The organism is Bradyrhizobium sp. AUGA SZCCT0283 (assembly GCF_018130385.1).
GTDB lineage: Bacteria > Pseudomonadota > Alphaproteobacteria > Rhizobiales > Xanthobacteraceae > Bradyrhizobium.
In genome coordinates, this window is the sequence record NZ_JAFCLU010000009.1 from 180,759 (window position 1) to 198,303 (window position 17,545).

21 protein-coding genes are annotated in these 17,545 nt (G+C 63.9%); 12 read left to right on the forward strand and 9 right to left on the reverse strand.

The window, feature by feature from the left end; translation table 11 throughout:
• Positions 1-128: 128 nt before the first annotated feature.
• Positions 129-1,106 (forward strand): magnesium transporter CorA family protein, encoded by a 978-nt coding sequence (locus JQ624_RS15200; RefSeq protein WP_212419701.1) that lies wholly within the window; start codon positions 129-131, stop codon positions 1,104-1,106.
• A gap of 147 nt (positions 1,107-1,253) precedes the next feature.
• On the forward strand, positions 1,254-1,454 hold the full coding sequence (locus tag JQ624_RS15205; protein ID WP_249129811.1) for a hypothetical protein: 201 nt from the start codon (positions 1,254-1,256) through the stop codon (positions 1,452-1,454).
• A gap of 162 nt (positions 1,455-1,616) precedes the next feature.
• On the opposite strand, the gene JQ624_RS15210 is transcribed toward JQ624_RS15205, so the two are convergent.
• Together JQ624_RS15210 and pdxH are read right to left on the reverse strand one after the other, a co-directional pair.
• Positions 1,617-2,369, reverse strand: a complete 753-nt coding sequence (locus tag JQ624_RS15210; protein WP_212419703.1) for an SDR family NAD(P)-dependent oxidoreductase — start codon at positions 2,367-2,369, stop codon at positions 1,617-1,619.
• Between the two features lie 180 nt (positions 2,370-2,549).
• Positions 2,550-3,191, reverse strand: coding sequence for a pyridoxamine 5'-phosphate oxidase (gene pdxH, locus JQ624_RS15215; protein WP_212419704.1), 642 nt, complete (start codon positions 3,189-3,191; stop codon positions 2,550-2,552).
• A 122-nt stretch (positions 3,192-3,313) separates the two neighbouring features.
• Here pdxH and JQ624_RS15220 point away from each other — a divergent pair, with 122 nt between their 5' ends.
• Positions 3,314-3,721 (forward strand): RT0821/Lpp0805 family surface protein, encoded by a 408-nt coding sequence (locus JQ624_RS15220; RefSeq protein WP_212419705.1) that lies wholly within the window; start codon positions 3,314-3,316, stop codon positions 3,719-3,721.
• 131 nt (positions 3,722-3,852) lie between these two features.
• A complete protein-coding gene (locus JQ624_RS15225) occupies positions 3,853-4,806 on the forward strand; it encodes a DnaJ C-terminal domain-containing protein (RefSeq protein ID WP_212419706.1) in 954 nt (317 codons plus the stop codon).
• A 303-nt stretch (positions 4,807-5,109) separates the two neighbouring features.
• Here JQ624_RS15225 and JQ624_RS15230 read toward each other — a convergent pair whose 3' ends face one another.
• Positions 5,110-5,883 carry an anti-sigma factor gene (locus JQ624_RS15230; RefSeq protein WP_212419707.1) on the reverse strand — a complete coding sequence of 258 codons (774 nt, stop codon included), beginning with the start codon at positions 5,881-5,883 and terminating at the stop codon, positions 5,110-5,112.
• A gap of 58 nt (positions 5,884-5,941) precedes the next feature.
• Positions 5,942-6,430, reverse strand: a complete 489-nt coding sequence (locus JQ624_RS15235) for an RNA polymerase sigma factor (RefSeq protein WP_171577673.1) — start codon at positions 6,428-6,430, stop codon at positions 5,942-5,944.
• A gap of 195 nt (positions 6,431-6,625) precedes the next feature.
• On the opposite strand from JQ624_RS15235, the gene fabI reads away from it, so the two are divergent.
• From fabI to JQ624_RS15265, 6 genes are all read left to right on the forward strand, one after another.
• Positions 6,626-7,456: an enoyl-ACP reductase FabI gene (gene fabI, locus JQ624_RS15240; protein WP_212419708.1), complete on the forward strand. Its 831-nt coding sequence runs from the start codon at positions 6,626-6,628 to the stop codon at positions 7,454-7,456.
• Between the two features lie 12 nt (positions 7,457-7,468).
• Complete coding sequence (locus tag JQ624_RS15245) at positions 7,469-8,068, forward strand: histidine phosphatase family protein (protein WP_212419709.1); 600 nt, start codon at positions 7,469-7,471, stop codon at positions 8,066-8,068.
• 46 nt (positions 8,069-8,114) lie between these two features.
• Positions 8,115-8,456: a DUF1778 domain-containing protein gene (locus JQ624_RS15250; protein WP_212419710.1), complete on the forward strand. Its 342-nt coding sequence runs from the start codon at positions 8,115-8,117 to the stop codon at positions 8,454-8,456.
• Positions 8,444-8,974, forward strand: coding sequence for a GNAT family N-acetyltransferase (locus JQ624_RS15255; RefSeq protein WP_212419711.1), 531 nt, complete (start codon positions 8,444-8,446; stop codon positions 8,972-8,974). Before JQ624_RS15250 ends, JQ624_RS15255 begins: the two co-directional genes overlap by 13 nt.
• An 87-nt stretch (positions 8,975-9,061) precedes the next feature.
• Entirely contained in the window at positions 9,062-10,147 is a 1,086-nt protein-coding gene (aroC, locus tag JQ624_RS15260; RefSeq protein WP_212419712.1) for a chorismate synthase, read from the forward strand.
• Positions 10,148-10,236: 89 nt separating this feature from the next.
• Positions 10,237-11,421, forward strand: coding sequence for an adenylate/guanylate cyclase domain-containing protein (locus tag JQ624_RS15265; RefSeq protein ID WP_212419713.1), 1,185 nt, complete (start codon positions 10,237-10,239; stop codon positions 11,419-11,421).
• Between the two features lie 102 nt (positions 11,422-11,523).
• Here the strand turns inward: JQ624_RS15265 and clpS are convergent, their stop codons facing one another.
• Both clpS and JQ624_RS15275 read right to left on the reverse strand, forming a co-directional pair.
• Positions 11,524-11,829 carry an ATP-dependent Clp protease adapter ClpS gene (clpS, locus tag JQ624_RS15270; protein ID WP_212419714.1) on the reverse strand — a complete coding sequence of 102 codons (306 nt, stop codon included), beginning with the start codon at positions 11,827-11,829 and terminating at the stop codon, positions 11,524-11,526.
• 47 nt (positions 11,830-11,876) lie between these two features.
• The gene (locus JQ624_RS15275) at positions 11,877-13,196 is read right to left on the reverse strand and encodes a sel1 repeat family protein (protein WP_212419715.1); all 1,320 of its coding nucleotides are present in this window, start codon (positions 13,194-13,196) and stop codon (positions 11,877-11,879) included.
• Between the two features lie 230 nt (positions 13,197-13,426).
• On the opposite strand from JQ624_RS15275, the gene JQ624_RS15280 reads away from it, so the two are divergent.
• Positions 13,427-14,299 (forward strand): DUF1194 domain-containing protein, encoded by an 873-nt coding sequence (locus JQ624_RS15280; protein WP_212419716.1) that lies wholly within the window; start codon positions 13,427-13,429, stop codon positions 14,297-14,299.
• Positions 14,300-14,369: 70 nt separating this feature from the next.
• Positions 14,370-14,906 (forward strand): REP-associated tyrosine transposase, encoded by a 537-nt coding sequence (locus JQ624_RS15285; protein WP_212419717.1) that lies wholly within the window; start codon positions 14,370-14,372, stop codon positions 14,904-14,906.
• A 61-nt stretch (positions 14,907-14,967) separates the two neighbouring features.
• Here JQ624_RS15285 and JQ624_RS15290 read toward each other — a convergent pair whose 3' ends face one another.
• Genes JQ624_RS15290 through JQ624_RS15300 form a run of 3 tightly spaced genes read right to left on the reverse strand, consistent with a single transcriptional unit; the run spans position 14,968 to position 17,544 of the window.
• The gene (locus JQ624_RS15290) at positions 14,968-16,215 is read right to left on the reverse strand and encodes a methyltransferase (protein WP_212419718.1); all 1,248 of its coding nucleotides are present in this window, start codon (positions 16,213-16,215) and stop codon (positions 14,968-14,970) included.
• Positions 16,208-16,963, reverse strand: coding sequence for a TlyA family RNA methyltransferase (locus JQ624_RS15295; RefSeq protein ID WP_212419719.1), 756 nt, complete (start codon positions 16,961-16,963; stop codon positions 16,208-16,210). Before JQ624_RS15295 ends, JQ624_RS15290 begins: the two co-directional genes overlap by 8 nt.
• Before the next feature lie 17 nt (positions 16,964-16,980).
• Complete coding sequence (locus JQ624_RS15300) at positions 16,981-17,544, reverse strand: nucleoside 2-deoxyribosyltransferase (RefSeq protein ID WP_212419720.1); 564 nt, start codon at positions 17,542-17,544, stop codon at positions 16,981-16,983.
• Position 17,545: the final 1 nt, after the last annotated feature.

Sequence of the window (17,545 nt, forward strand, 5' to 3'; positions counted from 1 at the left end):
ATGAAGCGCTTGCCAGAATCGGGTTTAGTGCCGCTGGGTAGCCCTAGCGTTTTCAAGCGAAGTGGTACCGGTTCGCGTCAAGAAAACGCGTCCAGATGAAGAGATTGCCGCCCGTTCTGGAGTTGCCCATGTTTTCGGTGTTTGTTCCCTCCGAATCCTCCCTGAAGAAGCTCCCCGCCGCGGATCCGGCGGCGCTGCCGGACAATGCGGTCTGGATCGACCTGTTGAAGCCGACGCTGGAGGAGGACCGCGCGGTCGAGCGGCTGGCCGGCATCGCGGTACCGACCCGGGAGGACATGCAGGAAATCGAGATTTCCAGCCGGCTCTATATCGAGAACAGCGCCCGCTACATGACCGCGACGCTGATGTGCCAATCCGACACCGACATGCCGAGGACCACGGCCGTCACCTTCATCCTCGCCGGCCACCGCCTGGTGACGGTGCGCTATGACGAGCCGAAGCCGTTTGCCTTGGTGGAACACAAGCTGGCGCGCTCATGCCTGCCGGGGATATCGGGCGAAATGGTGCTGATGGAACTGCTGGACGCGGTGATCGACCGCTGCGCCGATATTCTGGAGCGCGCCGGCGCCGAGGTCGATCAGGTCTCCCACGACATCTTCGAGCCCGAAAGCGCGCGCCATGGCCAGGCCAAGCGATATTCCCAGATCCTGATCGCGATCGGGCGGAAGGGGGATCTGGTCTCGAAGATCCGGGAGAGCCTGGTCTCGATCGGCCGTGTCGTCACCTTCCTGTCGGCGGTGGTGGAAGGCGCCAAATGGTCCAAGGACATGCGCGAGCAACTCAAGACCATGCAGCGCGACGTCGTCTCGCTGACCGACCATTCGTCCTATCTCTCCAACAAGATCACCTTCACGCTCGACGCCATGCTTGGCGTCGTCAATCTCGAGCAGAACAACATCATCAAGCTGTTCTCGGTGATGGCGGTCGTCCTGATGCCGCCGACACTGATCGCCTCGATCTACGGCATGAACTTCAAGATGATGCCGGAACTCGAATGGGCGCACGGCTATCCGATGGCGCTCGTCATGATGCTCATGGCAGCCGTGCTGCCATACTTGCTCTTCAAGTGGAAGAAGTGGCTATAGACCAGCGGTTCCCGGCGGTTCCACACCTGCGAAGATCGGCTCAATTCCACTGCTAAAATTTGAGCAGTGCGCTGAACGAATGATCGAAACTTGTCTGCGATAACGTGCATCTCAGGCCGCGAGGATCCCATGGTTGAGAAACTCATAATGTCGCCACGCAACGTTGTCGATCTTGCGCGCTATCAGCAGGACCGCGTCGTTGGCAAGGCGCAGGCGTTCTCGACGCGGCTTTGCCGGCACTGCGGTGCTGTGCTGGCGGACGGCGAGAACGAGGACGAGTGTTCGAGCACGCTTAACGTTACCGCCACGACACTGCGCACGGGGCAACGAAAGCTTTACGCGGAGTGATGTTGCTTCGCAATCACTGACCTCATCCTGAGGAGCGCGCACTCGCGCGCGTGTCTCGAGGTAGTGTAGGATGGGTGGAGCGAAACGATACCCACGCTTTATCGCGAGCCGATTGATGGGTTTCGCTTCGCTCTACCCATCCTACGAGATCACATCCTGCGCTTAAACGTGCTGGCCGCCGTTGATGTGGATCTCGGCGCCGTTCACGTAGGAGCTGGTTTCCGTACACAGCACATAGATGATCTTGGCGACTTCGTCCGGCGTGCCGAGCCGGTGCATCGGAATCTGCTGCTCGACGATCTTCTCGGTGCCCGGCGACAGGATCGAGGTGTCGATCTCGCCCGGCGCGATCGAATTGACGCGGACGCCGACGCGGCCGAAATCGGACGCCATTTCCCGTGTGAGTGAAGCAAGTGCCGCCTTCGAGGTCGCATAGGCGACGCCGGCGAACGGGTGCACGCGCGAGCCCGCGATCGAGGTGACATTCACCACCGCGCCTTTGGCGTGCTTCAATTCCTCGATCAGGCCGCGCGCCATCATGATCGGCGCGAAGAAGTTGACGCGAAAAACATGGCTCCAGGTTTCGATATCGGTGTCCATGGTGCCGAGCCGGCTGCCGTCCGGCGCTTTCGGCGAGATCGCGGCGTTGTTGACCAGCGCATGCAACTCGTCGTTCTCCAGCCGCTTGCGGATCTCCGAAATCGCGCGCGTCGTGTCGGCGTGGTCGGCGAGGTCGACCTCGATGTGATCCTCCGGTCCGGCGCCCCACGGGCAGACTTCCGGAAAGGCATGCCGCGAGCAGGTGATGACACGCCAGCCGGCCGAGGAGAACCGGATCGCGGTGGCGTGGCCGATGCCGCGGCTGGCACCGGTCAGGAGCAGCGTGCGCCGCGGCGCGTTGGATGAAGAGGGCATTTAGATTCTCTCGTTCTTCGTTTTGCCCGGGCATAGTAGTCTGCCTTGCGCAGACTACGTAGACTTGTCTGCGCTCCCGGGCATCCACGTCTTGCTTTGTCGCATAAAAGGAAGTCGTGGATGGCCGGGACATCCTACACGAAGACGCGCTTCGCGCTTTAGCCCGGCCATGACGATCACTCAGGGATAGAGCCTCACCTTCGACCACGCGCCATCAGGCGCATCGCGGCGGAATTCGATGCGGTCGTGCAGGCGGAACGGGCGGTCGTGCCAGAATTCGAAACGTGTGGGGTGAATGCGCCAGCCGCTCCAGCCCTGCGGGCGCGGCACTTCGCCGATCACGTATTTGGCGGCGACCAGCGCGATCGCCTGCTCGAAGGCAAAGCGGCTCTCCAGCGGCTGCGACTGCTTGCTGGCCCAGGCGCCGATCTGCGCCTGCTTCGGCCGCGTGGCGAAATAGGCGTCGGCTTCCTCATCCGTCACCGGCGACACGTTGCCGCGGATGCGGACCTGACGGCGCAGCGACTTCCAGTGAAATAGTAAAGCCGCCTTAGGATTTGCGGCGAGTTCGCGGCCCTTCTGGCTGGCGATGTGGCTGTAGAACACGAAACCATCCGCATCATAGCCCTTCATCAGCACCATCCGGACATCCGGCAGCCCGTCGCCATCGACGGTCGCCAGTGCCATCGCGTTCGGATCGTTCGGCTCGGACTTCACGGCTTCCGCAAACCATTCGGCGAACAGGGCAAACGGTTCCCCGGCCGCGGTAAAATCACCCGATGTTAACGGTGTCGGGTGTTTGATGGAGGTCGTGTCCGTCATGGCAGGAGTCCCAGTTGCGTCCGTTCGCGTCCCAGAGCGCGTTGCAGCCCCGATACGGGCTCGCCCTATATAGGGCATGGGGACGCGTTGGCCTATCGGCGATCGGGCCGCGCGGCGCGGTGATGACCTTGATTTTGATCGGCCTCGGCTCGGGCGGCTGCAGCCTGTCGCGCCCGGACGCCTACGCCAGGATGGACGCTCCCGACGTCACGGGTTCGCTGAGCAAGCAACCGGGCACGGCGCCGGTGCCGACCGAGAGCGATCTGGCCTTTGCACGCACTGCCGCCTCCGACGTGCTGACCAAGGGCGACAAGGATTCCAGCCAGCCCTGGGAAAACCCGGAGACCGGCGCGCGCGGCTCGGTGACGCCGCTGTCCCAGGCCTATTCCGCCGAAGACGGGCGCACCTGCCGGGACTTCCTGGCGAGCTACGTCAACGGCCGCGCGGAAAGCTGGCTGCAGGGCGCTGCCTGCAAGGCCGGCCATGGCCGATGGGAAATCCACACGATCAAGCCCTGGACGCGGGGATAAGGCCTGAAAGGTTTTTCAAGCGAAGCCTTCGGGGTAGTTGCAAAAATGCAACTGGCTCCCCAGATGAAGCCAAAGCGGGCGAATTGCTCTAAGCTTCAATAACCGAATTTCCCGTGAAGGAGACCTGACGGATGCGCGACCCCTATGAGGTCTTGGGGGTGCCGCGGGGCGCCAGCGCTGCGGCGATCAAGAGTGCCTATCGCAAGCTCGCCAAGAAGCATCACCCGGACAACAACAAGAACGATCCAAAGGCGGCTGCGCGCTTTTCCGAGATCAATTCCGCCAACGAGATCATCGGCGACGAGGACAAGCGCAAGCAGTTCGACCGCGGCGAGATCGACGCCGAGGGCAAGCCTCGCTTTCAGGGCTTTCCCGGCGGCGACCCGCGCAGCCGCGCCGGTGGAGCTGGTGGCTTCGAGTCCTACAGCTTCCGCACCGGTGGCGGTCCCGGCGGGGCGGGCTTTGAGGATATCCTCAACAGCATGTTCGGCGGCGCGGCGAGGGGCGGACGTTCCGGCGGCGGCGGCCGGACCTTTGAATTCGACACCGGCGGGATCGGCCTCGATCTCGATCTGAATGTCGCGATGACGGTGTCGCTGGAAGAGGCAGTTAAGGGCGGAGAAAAACGCGTCCGCCTGCCGACCGGCAAGGAGCTCAACGTCCGGATTCCGGCAGGCGTCACCGCCGGCCAGCAGATCCGGCTGAAGGGGCAGGGCGAAACCGCGCCGGGCCACCCGCCCGGCGATCTCCTGATTACGGTCAGCATCGCGCCGCATCCGTTCTTCAAGGTCGACGGCAGCGATCTGCGCATCGATCTGCCGATCGCGCTGTATGAGGCGGTGCTGGGCGGCAAGGTCCGGGTGCCGACGCTCGGCAGCGCGGTGGAATTGTCGATTCCGAAAAATACCTCCAGCGGCCGCACCTTTCGCCTCAAGGGCAAGGGTCTGCCCAAGGCGGGCGGAGCCGGAGACCTGTTTGTCACCACCCGAATTATTCTGCCTGACGGGAACGATGCCGAGCTTGAGGCATTGATGGAAAAGTGGCGCGACGGCCACCCTTATAATCCGCGCAGCGATTTCGGCTGAGTCGAGTGGTGATTCGGCTGCGATTCGCGGCACGAAAAAACGTGTCGAACAGTACGGGGCCTGGCAGGAATTTTTCCCAAAAAAGCGGCCTATTTCCTGGAAAACAAAGGGTTTTCGGGAAAAAGGGGCGGCCTCGAAAGGGGGACCAGCGCGGTACCAAACCCCGATCGAGGCCGCTTGCGCCGATCGGCGGATCGAGCGCTACTCATTTTCGCGTGATCACCCGGTGCATTAATGAGACCGGCCGGTGTTTTGATTCCAGATTTTCGATGTCAGAATTGGGACAAGTCGGCTTGACGTTGTCTAGCCGCCCTTCTTCTCCATCTGGTCGTAGACCGCCTGGGCGATCTGGGTCAGTCGCCCCCGATCGGCGCCGGTAGACACCACCGCATAGACGACGCCGTCATCGGCCCAGAACAGCGTGCTTTCATTGCCTTCCGCCGCGAATCGCATCTGCGTCGCCTCGGCCTCCGATTTGGCGGTGTAGATCGTGAAACGTTCGCCCGAGGCGCTCTCATACATCATGAAGGATGCCGGGCCCGCGGACCCCGGCAGCAGCCGCCCGCCGACCAGCTTCAATCCGGCTCCCGCCAGTTCCGGCGCGCGGACGACCCAGCCGCAGCGCTTGGTCAGCCATTGCTGCAGATGGCTGCGTTCGCTGCCCGGCACCTCGACCGGATGGCGGACTTCCACCACGTAAAGCCGGTGCGCTTCGATCGCGTGCACCGTCAGAGTTTGGAAAGCCGAGGGCGCCGCCGTCGCGCCGCGCGCGAGCCAGCCGACGCTGCCGCCGACAATGAACGCCGCCAGCGTGGCCGCGATCGCGCCGTACACCCATTTGCGCGGCTGTCGCACCAGCCGCTCGATCTCGAGCCGCTTCGGCACCGCCTCGTCGATAACCGAATCGTACCTGGCATGCAGCGCTTCCGCCATCGCGCGCCACGACTGCACCCGCGCGGCATCGTCGGGATGCGAGGCGAGCCACGTCTCGACGTCGCCGCGGCGTTCCGCCGGCAGCTCGTTGTCGACGTAAGCATGCAGCTCGTCTTCGGTGACGGGAATGTTGGGATCGGTCATCGTCGTCGTCTCTGCCTATTCCTGGTCTGTCTGTGCATCACGCCTGCCACACCCATCTTCATTTCACCCGCCGCAGCGCCGTGCGTTCGCCCTCGAGCGAAGCTTTGACATGCGCGCGTGCGCGGGCAAGCCGGGACATTACGGTGCCGATCGGCACGCCCTGGATATCGGCGACCTCGCGGTAGCTCAGTCCTTCCAGCATCACCAGCAGCAGCACCGAGCGCTGTTCTTCCACCAGCGTTGCCAGCGCGCGGGCGATGTCGCGGCCCTCCGCCTCGGTGCCGCTGGCGTCGGGATTGTTGTCGAGCAGCGGCATGAATTGCGGCCGCCGCGCCAGCGACCGCCGCCGGTTCTTGTTCAAATTGGTCAGGATCGTATAGAGCCAGCTCCTGACGTCGCCGCCGAGAAACAGCCGCTCCGAACGCAACGCGCGCACCAGCGTATCCTGCACCAGATCGTCGGCGATGTCGGCATCGCGCGCGAGCGCACGTGCATAGCGGCGGAGCGCCGGAATCATGGCTTCGACACTTTGACGAAACGCGCTCATCGGCACCAGATTGCAAGAGTTGCAAGAGTCATGAGGCGCGAACGCCTTACCCAACATAACACCCAATCGGCGTGTCTATTCCAGCCATTGAGGCGCACCGGAAACAGCGTTAATCCGAACAGCGGATTTGGGCTCGACCGCACGGGAGTGCTGGTGTACCTCCAAACCCCACAGGGAAGCTCGATTGAAAACCGGATGTCGCAAAAATCAGGCCTGATGCTGGGCAAGCGCGGGGTGATCCTCGGCGTCGCCAACAACCGCTCGATCGCCTGGGGCATCGCCAAGGCATGCCACGACGCAGGCGCTGAAATCGCGCTCACCTGGCAGGGCGACGCGCTGAAGAAGCGGGTCGAACCGCTGGCCAAGGAGCTCAACGCGCTTCTGCTCGGCCATTGCGACGTCACCGATTCCGCCACCATCGACGCGGCATTCGACGTGCTCCGGGAAAAATGGGGCAAGATCGACTTTGTGGTCCATGCCATCGCCTTCGCCGACAAGGACCAGCTCGATGGCCGTTATCTGGAGACGACGCAGGACAATTTCTCCAGGAGCATGCTGATCTCCTGCTACTCGCTGACCGCGATCGCGCAACGCGCCGAAAAGCTGATGACCGACGGCGGCTCGATCCTGACGCTGACCTATTACGGCGCCGAGAAGTGGATGCCGCATTACAACGTGATGGGTGTGGCCAAGGCGGCGCTCGAAGCCAGCGTGCGCTATCTCGCCGCCGACCTTGGTGAAAAGAACATCCGCGTCAACGCGATCTCGGCAGGTCCCATCAAGACGCTGGCCGCATCCGGCATCGGCGACTTCCGCTACATTCTGAAGTGGAACGAATATAACGCGCCCCTGCGCCGCAACGTCAGCATCGAGGAGGTCGGCGACAGCGCGCTGTATCTGTTGTCGGACCTGTCGCGCGGCGTCACCGGCGAGGTGCATCACGTCGATGCCGGCTATCACGTCGTCGGCATGAAGCGCCCCGAGGCGCCCGACATCTCGCTCTCCAATTCGGTAGCGAAGGAATAGCCTGATAGTCCGATGCCCGCGCCCGTGATCTACTACATCCGCCATGGCGAGACGTCGTGGAATGCGGAAGGAAGGCTGCAGGGTGCGCAGGACATTCCGCTGAACGATCTCGGCCGCAGGCAGGCGGCCCATGCCGGCAACGTCCTCGCCGATCTCCTCAAGCGCGATGGCCGCGACAAGGCCGCGTTGCCGTTCGTTGCAAGCCCGCTGCAGCGGGCGCGGGCGACGATGGAATTGGTGCGAGAGGCCCTGAAACTTCCTCGGGAAGAATATGCGCTCGACGATCGGCTGCGCGAGATCGGCTACGGTGTCTGGGAGGGTTCGACGCTGGCGGAGATGCAGGCCGCCGACCCCATGCTCTATGCCAAACGGCTGACGGCGAAGTGGACGATGGCCCCCGAAGGCGGCGAAACCTACGCGGAAGTGCAGGACCGGATGCGCCACTGGTACGATTCCGTGCAGAGCGACACCGTCGCCGTGGCCCATGGCGGAACGGCGCGGGCGCTGATGGTGGCCCTCGGTATCGAGACGCCGAAGAGCGCCGCCGACCTCCTGATCGAGCAGGGCGCGGTTTATGTGTTCAGGGACGGCGGTTTGCGGAAGTTTAGCTGAACTAGTTTGTATTGACATTGTAGATACAGACGTCCATATTCCAGCAATGCCAAAGGACCGTTCTTCATCCTCCCAAGGCTTGGGAAACGCGACCATTGCTGTCGCCGAGCGCTCATCTGTTGCGGACACGAAGGGCAGCATCAACCTGCGCATCGAGGCCAATACCCGGCAACTTATCGACGAGGCAGCAGCGATCCTCGGCAAGACGCGCACCGAGTTCATGATCGAGACCGCGCGGCGGCAAGCGATCGATGTGCTGCTCGACCAGCGCTTGTTCGTACTCGATTCCAAGCGCTACGACGCCTTCCTGCACGCGCTCGACAATCCCCCCGCGCCGGGTCCGAAACTGCGGTCGCTGCTCCGCCGAGCGCCGGCATGGCAGAAGTAGAAGACGCATCGGAACGCTCCGCATCTGGATTGTCCGCCCCCGTTCCCTTGACGGCCGAGCATGATCTTTCGGGCTTCGACTGCGGCGAACCTGCGTTGAACGACTGGCTACGGCATCGGGCCTTGAAGAACGAAAGCCGTTTTTCGCGAACCTATGTCGTCTGCGAGGGCAACCGGGTGGTCGCTTATTTCTGCATCTCGGCCGGGGCGGTGGAACGCATGGCGGCGCCGGCCAAGGTGCGGCGCAATGCACCCGACACAACTCCGGTTTCGGTCATCGGGCGATTGGCGGTCAGCCGCGACCACGCGGGCAAGGGGTTAGGCGCCGACATCCTCGCGGACGCGCTTCGCCGCATCGCGGTCGCCTCGCAGAGCATCGGCATTGGGGCGGTGCTGGTGCATGCGAAGGATGAGGCAGCGAAGCGCTTCTACATCAGATGTGCCGAGTTCATCGAGTATCCGGAAGACAGCCGCACCCTGTTTCTTCCGATCGAGACCGTCGTCGCCGCCTTCAGTTAATTACCTTAAGCACCACGCCGGAGCCCATTTGACCCAATGCTCTCCGCGCGTTACCACACGGGCCAATCCGGCGATTTCGAGCTCCAAATGTCGCACAACACCTTCGGCCACATGTTCCGGGTCACGACCTTCGGCGAAAGCCACGGGGTCGCGATCGGCTGCGTGGTCGACGGCTGTCCGCCGCTGATCCCGCTGACCAATGAGGACATCCAGCACGATCTGGATCGCCGTCGCCCGGGACAATCGCGCTTCACCACCCAGCGCCAGGAGCCGGACGCGGTCAAAATCCTGTCCGGCGTGATGGCCCATCCCGAGACCGGTGTGCAGGTGACGACGGGAACGCCGATTGCGCTGTTGATCGAGAACACCGATCAGCGCTCCAAGGACTATTCCGAGATCAAGGACAAGTTTCGCCCCGGCCACGCCGACTTCACCTATGAGGCCAAATACGGCCTGCGCGATTATCGCGGCGGCGGACGGTCGTCGGCGCGCGAGACCGCCACCCGCGTGGCCGCCGGCGCCATCGCACGCAAAATCCTGCCTGACGTGAAGGTGCGCGGCGCGCTGGTGCAGATGGGCCCGCACAGGATCGACCGCGACAGATGGGACTGGGACGAGATCGCGCGCAATCCGTTCTTCTGCCCCGACAAGGACAAGGCCGCGTTCTTCGAGCAGTATCTCGATGGTATCCGCAAGAGCGGCTCCTCAATCGGCGCCGTCATCGAAGTGGTCGCCGAAGGCGTGCCGCCGGGATGGGGCGCGCCGATCTACGCCAAGCTCGACGGCGAGCTGGCGGCGGCGATGATGAGTATCAATGCCGTGAAGGGCGTCGAGATCGGCGCAGGTTTTGGCGCTGCCGAATTGTCCGGCGAGGAAAACGCCGACGAGATGCGCACCGGCAATAACGGCACGCGCTTCCTGTCGAACCATGCCGGCGGCGTGCTCGGCGGCATCTCGACCGGCCAGCCGGTGGTGGTGCGCTTTGCGGTGAAGCCGACCTCGTCGATCCTGTCCCCGCGCAAGACGGTGGATCGCGCCGGCGCCGACACCGATATCATGACAAAAGGCCGCCACGACCCCTGCGTCGGCATCCGCGCCGTGCCGGTGGGCGAGGCGATGATGGCCTGCGTGCTGGCGGACCATTTCCTGCGCCATCGCGGCCAGGTCGGCTAAAGAGTTCGGCTGACGGGCCGAGTTGCCGCAACGTCAAGCGTCGGTGTCGCCTTGACGCGCGCTGAACTTGCGCGGCAAATACCGGCGTCATGGATGCATCGAAACTGCACGAACTGACCGACTGGCTGATCGACGGCGGCAGGTCCGCGGCCAGCCCGAGCCGGTTTATGGCCGAGTGCTGCGAACGGATGGTCGCGGCGGGCCTGCCGCTCTGGCGTGTCGGCGTCTTCGTCCGCACGCTGCATCCCGACATCTACGGGCGCAATTTCATCTGGAAACCGGGCGCCGAGGTCGAGGTCGGCACGGTCGATTACAATATCCTGGAGTCACCGGGCTTTCATACCAGTCCGCTGATCATCGTGTTCCAGCAGGGGCTGGAGGTTCGGGCCCGGACAGATGATCCCCGGAGCGAGCGCTTTCCGATCATCGATGAGCTTCGCGCCGAAGGCGTCACGGATTATGTCGCGCTGCCGTTGCCCTTTATCGGCGGCACGGTGAATGGATCGAGCTGGACCACCAAACAGCCGGGCGGTTTCACGGATGAGCAGTTGGCGGCGCTGCGGAGCCTCGTGAAGCCGCTGGCACGGGTGGTCGAAATTATCACCCTGACCCGCACCGCTGCGAGCCTTTTGGACACCTATGTCGGCAACCGCGCCGGCGAACGGATCCTCGGCGGCCAGATCAGGCGCGGCCACACCGAGACCATGAACGCCGCGATCTGGCTGTCCGACCTGCGCGGCTTCACCTCGCTGTCCGATCGCGTGCCGGCGGAAACCGTGGTCGACGTCCTGAACCATTACTTCGACTGCCAGGTTGCCGCGATCCGGAATCATGGCGGCGAAGTGCTGAAATATATGGGCGACGGCCTGCTCGCGGTTTTCCCGATCGATGAATATGTCGGCGACGAGCAGCAGGTTTGCAGCCGCGTCCTCGAAGCCGCCCACGAATCCCGCGCCAGCGTCGCCGAGTTGCAGTGTCCGATCGGCGACGCCGTCGAACGGTTCCGCTTCGGCGTGGCACTGCATGTCGGGCGAATTCTCTACGGCAATATCGGCGGCGGCAACCGGCTCGACTTCACCTGCATTGGACCGGCGGTGAATCTGGCGGCGCGGCTGGAAAAGATCGCCAGCCAGCTCGGCCGCACGGTCGTGGCGTCCGAAGGATTTGCCGGCATCTGCCGGGGCGGCTGGAGCGATCTCGGCGAGTTCCCTGTCGCCGGTTTCTCCAAGGCCGCACGCGTGTACGGCCTGGTCGACGAAAAGTCGGCGGCCTGAAGACTCCCGTAGCCCGGATGGAGCGAAGCGCAATCCGGGTCGCTCCCCGCAGTCTACGATCTATCCCGGATTACGCTCCGCTTCATCCGGGCTACGGAGGTGTCACTCTTCCGGCTCGGTGGTGAACAGCAGCGGATAGCCCTTGGCGCGGCCGGCGTCGGTGGCGCGCGTCGCCTTGGTCTCGGCGACGTCCTTGGTGAACACGGCGACGACGCAGACGCCGCGCCGGTGCGCCGTGATCATCACCTTGTGGGCCTGGTCCTCGGTCATGCGGAACTCGGCCTTCAGGACGGTGACGACGAATTCGCGCGGCGTGTAGTCGTCGTTGATGAGGATGACCTTGTGCAGGCGCGGCCGTTCGGTCTGGGTTTTGACCTTTGTTTTTGGCGTGACGACAGTATTGGCCATTTCCAGTCAAGTCCGGCAAGCGAGCGAGTGACGCGGGCCCGCCGCGCTCAGTTGGCGCGGCAATCCGCCAGGCGCTGCGCCATGGTCTGATCGCCGCGGCTGACGGCCGCCTCGATCAGTTTACAGGCTCCGGGCCGGTCCTGAAACTGGGCGTTTGCCGAGAGTTTCAGCTCGATCAGGGCGGCCATCGCGCCGGGTTCGTCGAGTTCCGCGGCCTGGACGGCATCGTAGAGCGTGCGCTTCGGATGGCTGACCCGTGTTTGCGGATATTCGGCGAGCAGCCGCACGACCTGCATGCGCGCGTTGAAATCCCAGGTGCCGGCGCGGTCGATCAGGGTGACCGCCTCCTGAATGTCGCGCGGCACCAGTTTGCCTTCGAGGGTGAGCTGCCCGAGCATCCCCTTTGCCATCCAGCTGTCGGACGTGCCTTTCAGCAACGACAGCGCGCGCTTGGGATCGGCCGCGCCGCCTTCGCCCGCGATCAGCATTTCCGCGAGCGGGACGATGGCGCCACCGGGATCGGGGCGGCGGGATTCTTCGAGCAGGGCTCGGGCGCGCACCGGATCCTGCTTGCGAATGGCGATGGCCAATTCGCGCTTGGCGCCGAATACATCAGCCTTTGCCATTCTCTCCAGGATGTCGAGGCCGCGGGCGCGCTCGTCCGGTTTGTCCGACGTCGCCAGTAGACGCCCCAGCGTCACCAGCAGACTTCCTTTGCTTGCGTCCTTTGCAGGGTTGGCGACGGCACGTTCCGCCCAGTATCGCGCGGCGACGGGATCGCGTTTGACGATGTCCCCGTCTTCGAGCCGGCGTATCAGCATCTGCGTGGCAAAGGGGTGGCCGAGTTCGGCGGCCTTGTGCAGGGCCAGACCCGCCTCGTCGCGTGTGACCAGCGGCACGTGATCGAGGTCGCCGCGATCCCAGGATTTGTGATGCTCGTAGAGTTGGTAATTGGCCTCGGCACTGCCTTGCGCGGCGGCCTCGCGCAGCATGGCAACCGCCTCCGCCTTCTGCGCATAGGGCAGGTTGCGCGCATACGCGGCCTTGAAATCTGCGTTCGCAGGGTTGGCCTCGAACGCCACTTTGCAGCTTTCGCGCCGCAGGTCCCATCGCCGGCGCTTGGCGGCATCGTCGATATACTCTTTCGGCTCTTCAAAGAGCTGCTGGCAGAGCTCGGCGGCATTCTCCGCCGTCAGCACCGGCTCCGGCTTGGCCGCTTCAGGCCGGGCGGTACCGGACTGCGGCGTCGGAAGCGACAACGCGACCACCATGCCGAAAGCGAGCAGGCCGCTCGACATAACGACCGACCGCATCAACGGCGACGGGCTGTCATTTGCGGGAAGTTTTGGGGGCGTAACCATGTTCATGCCATGCGCCGCTTCTTGTGCGGCCGCTCGCATCTGTCGCGCCGGGCGCCCTGATCGTTCAATCCGGAAACCAGGCGCCGGGCAGCTGAACCGCGGTGTGGAACCTGTCCGAGCAGGCCGGCGGTGGACGAGGCCTGATCCTAACCCGAATGTGAAGGACAAATGATTTCAGCGCTTTGCGTCGGCCGTTTTGCATGTCACCATCACTGTCATTCGACGGGAGGGCCGCAATGCGCTGGTATGTCTCGATCGGGGCCGTGCTTGTCGCGGGCGTACTCGCCGGCGGCGATGTGGCGGGTTTTGCCGCGCCGAACCCGACGAACCGGCCGGGTCACCAGCCGAACGCCGCCAGCCGTCAACTGGCCGACAAGGAAACCAATCCGACCGTCGACGTCGAACTCGTCCTTGCCGTCGACGTCTCCTATTCGATGGACCTGGATGAACTCGCGCTGCAGCGGGAGGGTTATGCGCAGGCGATCGTCTCCAAGGAATTCCTGCAGGCGCTGAAGAGCGGCCCGAACGGCAGGATCTCGATCACCTATTTCGAATGGGCGGCCTCCACCGACCAGAAGATCATCATCCCGTGGCGCGTGATCGACGGGCCGGAGACGGCCGACGCCGTCGCCAATGAAATCATCAGGACCCCGATCCGCCGGGCGTCGCGCACCTCGATCTCGGGTGCGATCAACTTCGCCATGCCGCTGTTCGACGAGAACCCGCACCGCGGCCTGCGGCGGGTGATCGATATTTCCGGCGACGGCCCAAACAACAACGGCGCGCCCGTGACCATCGCGCGCGATGCTGCGCTGGAAAAGGGCATCGTCATCAACGGCCTGCCGATCATGGTGAAGGAACCGTCTTACTCCACCATGGATATCGACAATCTCGATTTCTATTACGAGGACTGCGTCATTGGCGGCCCCGGCTCGTTCGTCGTCACGATCAAGGACCGCGAAAAGTTCAAGGAAGCGATCCGCACCAAGCTGCTGCTCGAGATCGCGGGCCGTACCCCCGAACGCCCGGTCGTGCCGGCCGCCGGCCGGGAGGCGCGCGTCAATTGCATGATCGGCGAGAAGATCTGGCAGGACCGGTGGGGAAGGTGAGGACGTAGTTTCGTAGGATGGGTGGAGCGAAGCGATACCCATCAAACCACGCAATGCCCTGCATGACGACATGACTGATTACCGTCGCAACTTTGTCGTTGGAGGTAGTTTCTTCTTCACGGTTAATCTGGCGGAGCGGCGACTGCGACTACTGACGGAACACATTGACGAATTGCGGGCAGCATTCCGGGAGGCGCGGCACGACCATCCATTCACGATCGACGCGATGGTTGTTCTGCCTGATCATCTTCACGCGGTCTGGACAATGCCCGACGGCGATGCTGACTTTGCCACGCGTTGGCGGTTGATCATAACGGGTTTCTCGCGCCGTGTTCCGGCTGGCGAACGAATTTCCGAGAGCCGGGCCGCCAAGGGCGAACGCGGCATATGGCAGCGGCGTTATTGGGAGCACACCATTCGTGATGAAAACGATTTCGCCCGTCACATCGACTACATCCACATCAATCCAGTCAAGCATGGCTACGTGACGCGGGTCGGAGATTGGCCGCATTCGTCATTTCATCGCATGGTGAAACTCGGCGTTTATCCCGAGGATTGGGCCGGCGATGTCTCTGACCATGGAGATGCGTTCGGCGAACGTCGGTAGGAACGCGAAATCGGATGATGGGTATCGCTTCGCTCCACCCATCCTACGAATTACCGCGAGCTCACCGCCTGAACCTTGCCACCAATTCCACATGCGGCGTGTGACGAAACTGATCGACCGGCGTGACGCCATCGATCCTGTAGCCGCCGTCGATCAAAACCTTCGCGTCGCGCGCGAATGTCGTGACGTTGCACGATACCGCGACCACCGTCGGGATCTTGCTCGCCGCCAACTGCGTCGCCTGCGCCTGCGCGCCCTGCCGTGGGGGATCGAACACCACCGTGTCGTAGTCGCGCAATTCCTGCGGCATCAGCGGGCGGCGGAATAGATCGCGCGCTTCGGCCTTGACCGGCTTCAGTCCCGAGGTGGACGTCGCGGCCTTCTGCAAGGCTGCGACCGCGCCGGCGTCGCTGTCGTAGGCGGCGATACGCGACTTCGCTGCAAGCCGCAGCGCGAAGGGGCCGACGCCGCAGAACAGGTCGGCGATATATTTGGCACGCTTGCAATGGTCTGACACCAGCGCGGCCAGCGTTTCCTCGCCGGCCACCGTTGCCTGCAGGAACGAGCCGGGCGGCAGCGCCACCTGTGCGGCGCCGATCGAAATCACCGGCGGCGTTCGCATCAGCACCAATTCGCCGTGGCGCGTCAGCCGCGCCAGCCGATGCTGTTCGGCGATGCGCGACAGCCTTGCGATCAAGGCCGTCGACAGCGGGCCGGAGCCGCGCACATCGACATCGAGCCCGCTATTGGTCGCGGTGATCTGGATGTCGAGCGGCTTGCCCGTCGAAATCAGCGGCTCGGCGATGGCCCAGGCCACCTCGATCGCGCCGTCGAGATGCGGGTCGAGGATCGGGCAGCGGTCGATCGGAATGATGTCGTGTGAACCTGCCGCCGTATAGCCGACCTTGAGCACGTCGTGCGTTCCCATCCGCGCGTGCAGGGTGATGCGCCGGCGGCCCGCGCCATGGGCATCGGCCAAAGGCGCGATGTCGCAATCGATTCCCGCCTGCGCCAGCGTCGTCACCACGAGCTCGCGCTTCCAGGCGCGATAGGGGGCGGCGTCCCAATGCTGGATCGCGCAGCCGCCGCAGACGCCGAAATGCGGACAGAACGGCGCGATTCGCTCCAGGCTTGCGGCCTCGACCTTGAGCAATCGCCGGCGGTCGGGATGATGGCCGGGAACCGGGCCGGCCTCGATTGCTTCGCCGCCCAGCGCGTAGGGAACGTAGATATTGCCGCCGCCGGCGATGGCGACGCCGTCGCCGTGATGGCCGACATGGTCGATGACGAGACGCTCGCTGTCAGCCACGGCGCGCGCCCATGAAGAATTCGATATTGCCGTCGCCGCCTTTGATCGGCGACGGAAACACCTGGATATCGGTGCAGCCGAGCGAGGCGGCAAATGCCGTGATGTCGTCGCAGATTTCCTGATGCACCATCGCGTTGCGGATGATGCCGTGCTTGGAGTGCTTCCGCTCCGCCTCGAATTGCGGCTTGATCAGCGCCAGCAGATGCATCGGCGCGGCCGCCAGCGACAGCGCCACCGGCAGCACCGCTTTCAACGAAATGAAGCTGACATCGATGACGACGACATCCGGCCGCGCGGGCAGGCGCTTGCCCTCGAACTTGCGGATGTCGGTTTCTTCCATCGATACGATCTTGGGGTGGTTGCGCAGCGAAGGATGCAGCTGGCCGCGCCCGACATCGATGGCGAAGACGAGGCTCGCCCCGTTCGCCAGCAGCACCTCGGTGAAGCCGCCGGTGGAGGCACCGACGTCGAGGCAGACATGGCCCTCGATCTCGATCGGATACAGTTCCAGGGCGCCTGCGAGCTTGACGCCGCCGCGCGAGACCCAGGGGTGCGCGGGCTGCGCGGACAATTTGGCATCGGCGGCGATCATCTCCGACGCTTTCGACACCTGCCGGCCGTCGGCGGTCACGCCACCGGCGTCGATCGCGGCGCGGGCGCGGGCACGGCTTTCGAACAGGCCGCGCTCGACCAAGAGCACGTCCACGCGCTTGCGGGCAGAAGTCTCGCTGTCGTTCCTGTCAGCCAATGTCCGTCCGATTTGCGTCAGTCCGATTTGCCGGTGGCGCGATCCGCCGCAAGCGCGACGCAGGCCTCGAAAGAGGTGAGATCGTGCCAGATATCTTGAGGCCGCTGCCGCGGCGTCACCAGTCTAGCACCATGCAGATCGAGCGTGTGGATCATCATGAGATTGTCGGGCAGGCCAAAATCTTCCACCGTCAGTCCGTCATCGTCGATCAGATGGCCGGTGGCGGATTTGGTCACGTCATAGATCCGCTTTACGCGCTCAACATAGAGCGCGGGGTCGTTGCTATAGGCCAGACAGAACTTGCCGCGACCGGCCATGTAGCCGAGTTCATAGATGGTGCCGGCGTCGGCACTGGGGCCGCGAAACGGCGTAAGGTTGGCGATGATCGCGTCCGCCGCATCCATCATGGCCTCATTGCCCTTGAAGATCGCGAGCGAGGCGTCGGCGGCCGAAAGATCGACCGCGTTGTCGAGCGGATAGAGCCCGCTCACGCCATGGCGGGCGCAGATCGCGGCCTTGCGGCGCCCGATCTCGATGGCGTCCGGCAGGAACACGTCGGGACCTGCCAGGTAGATCTTCATG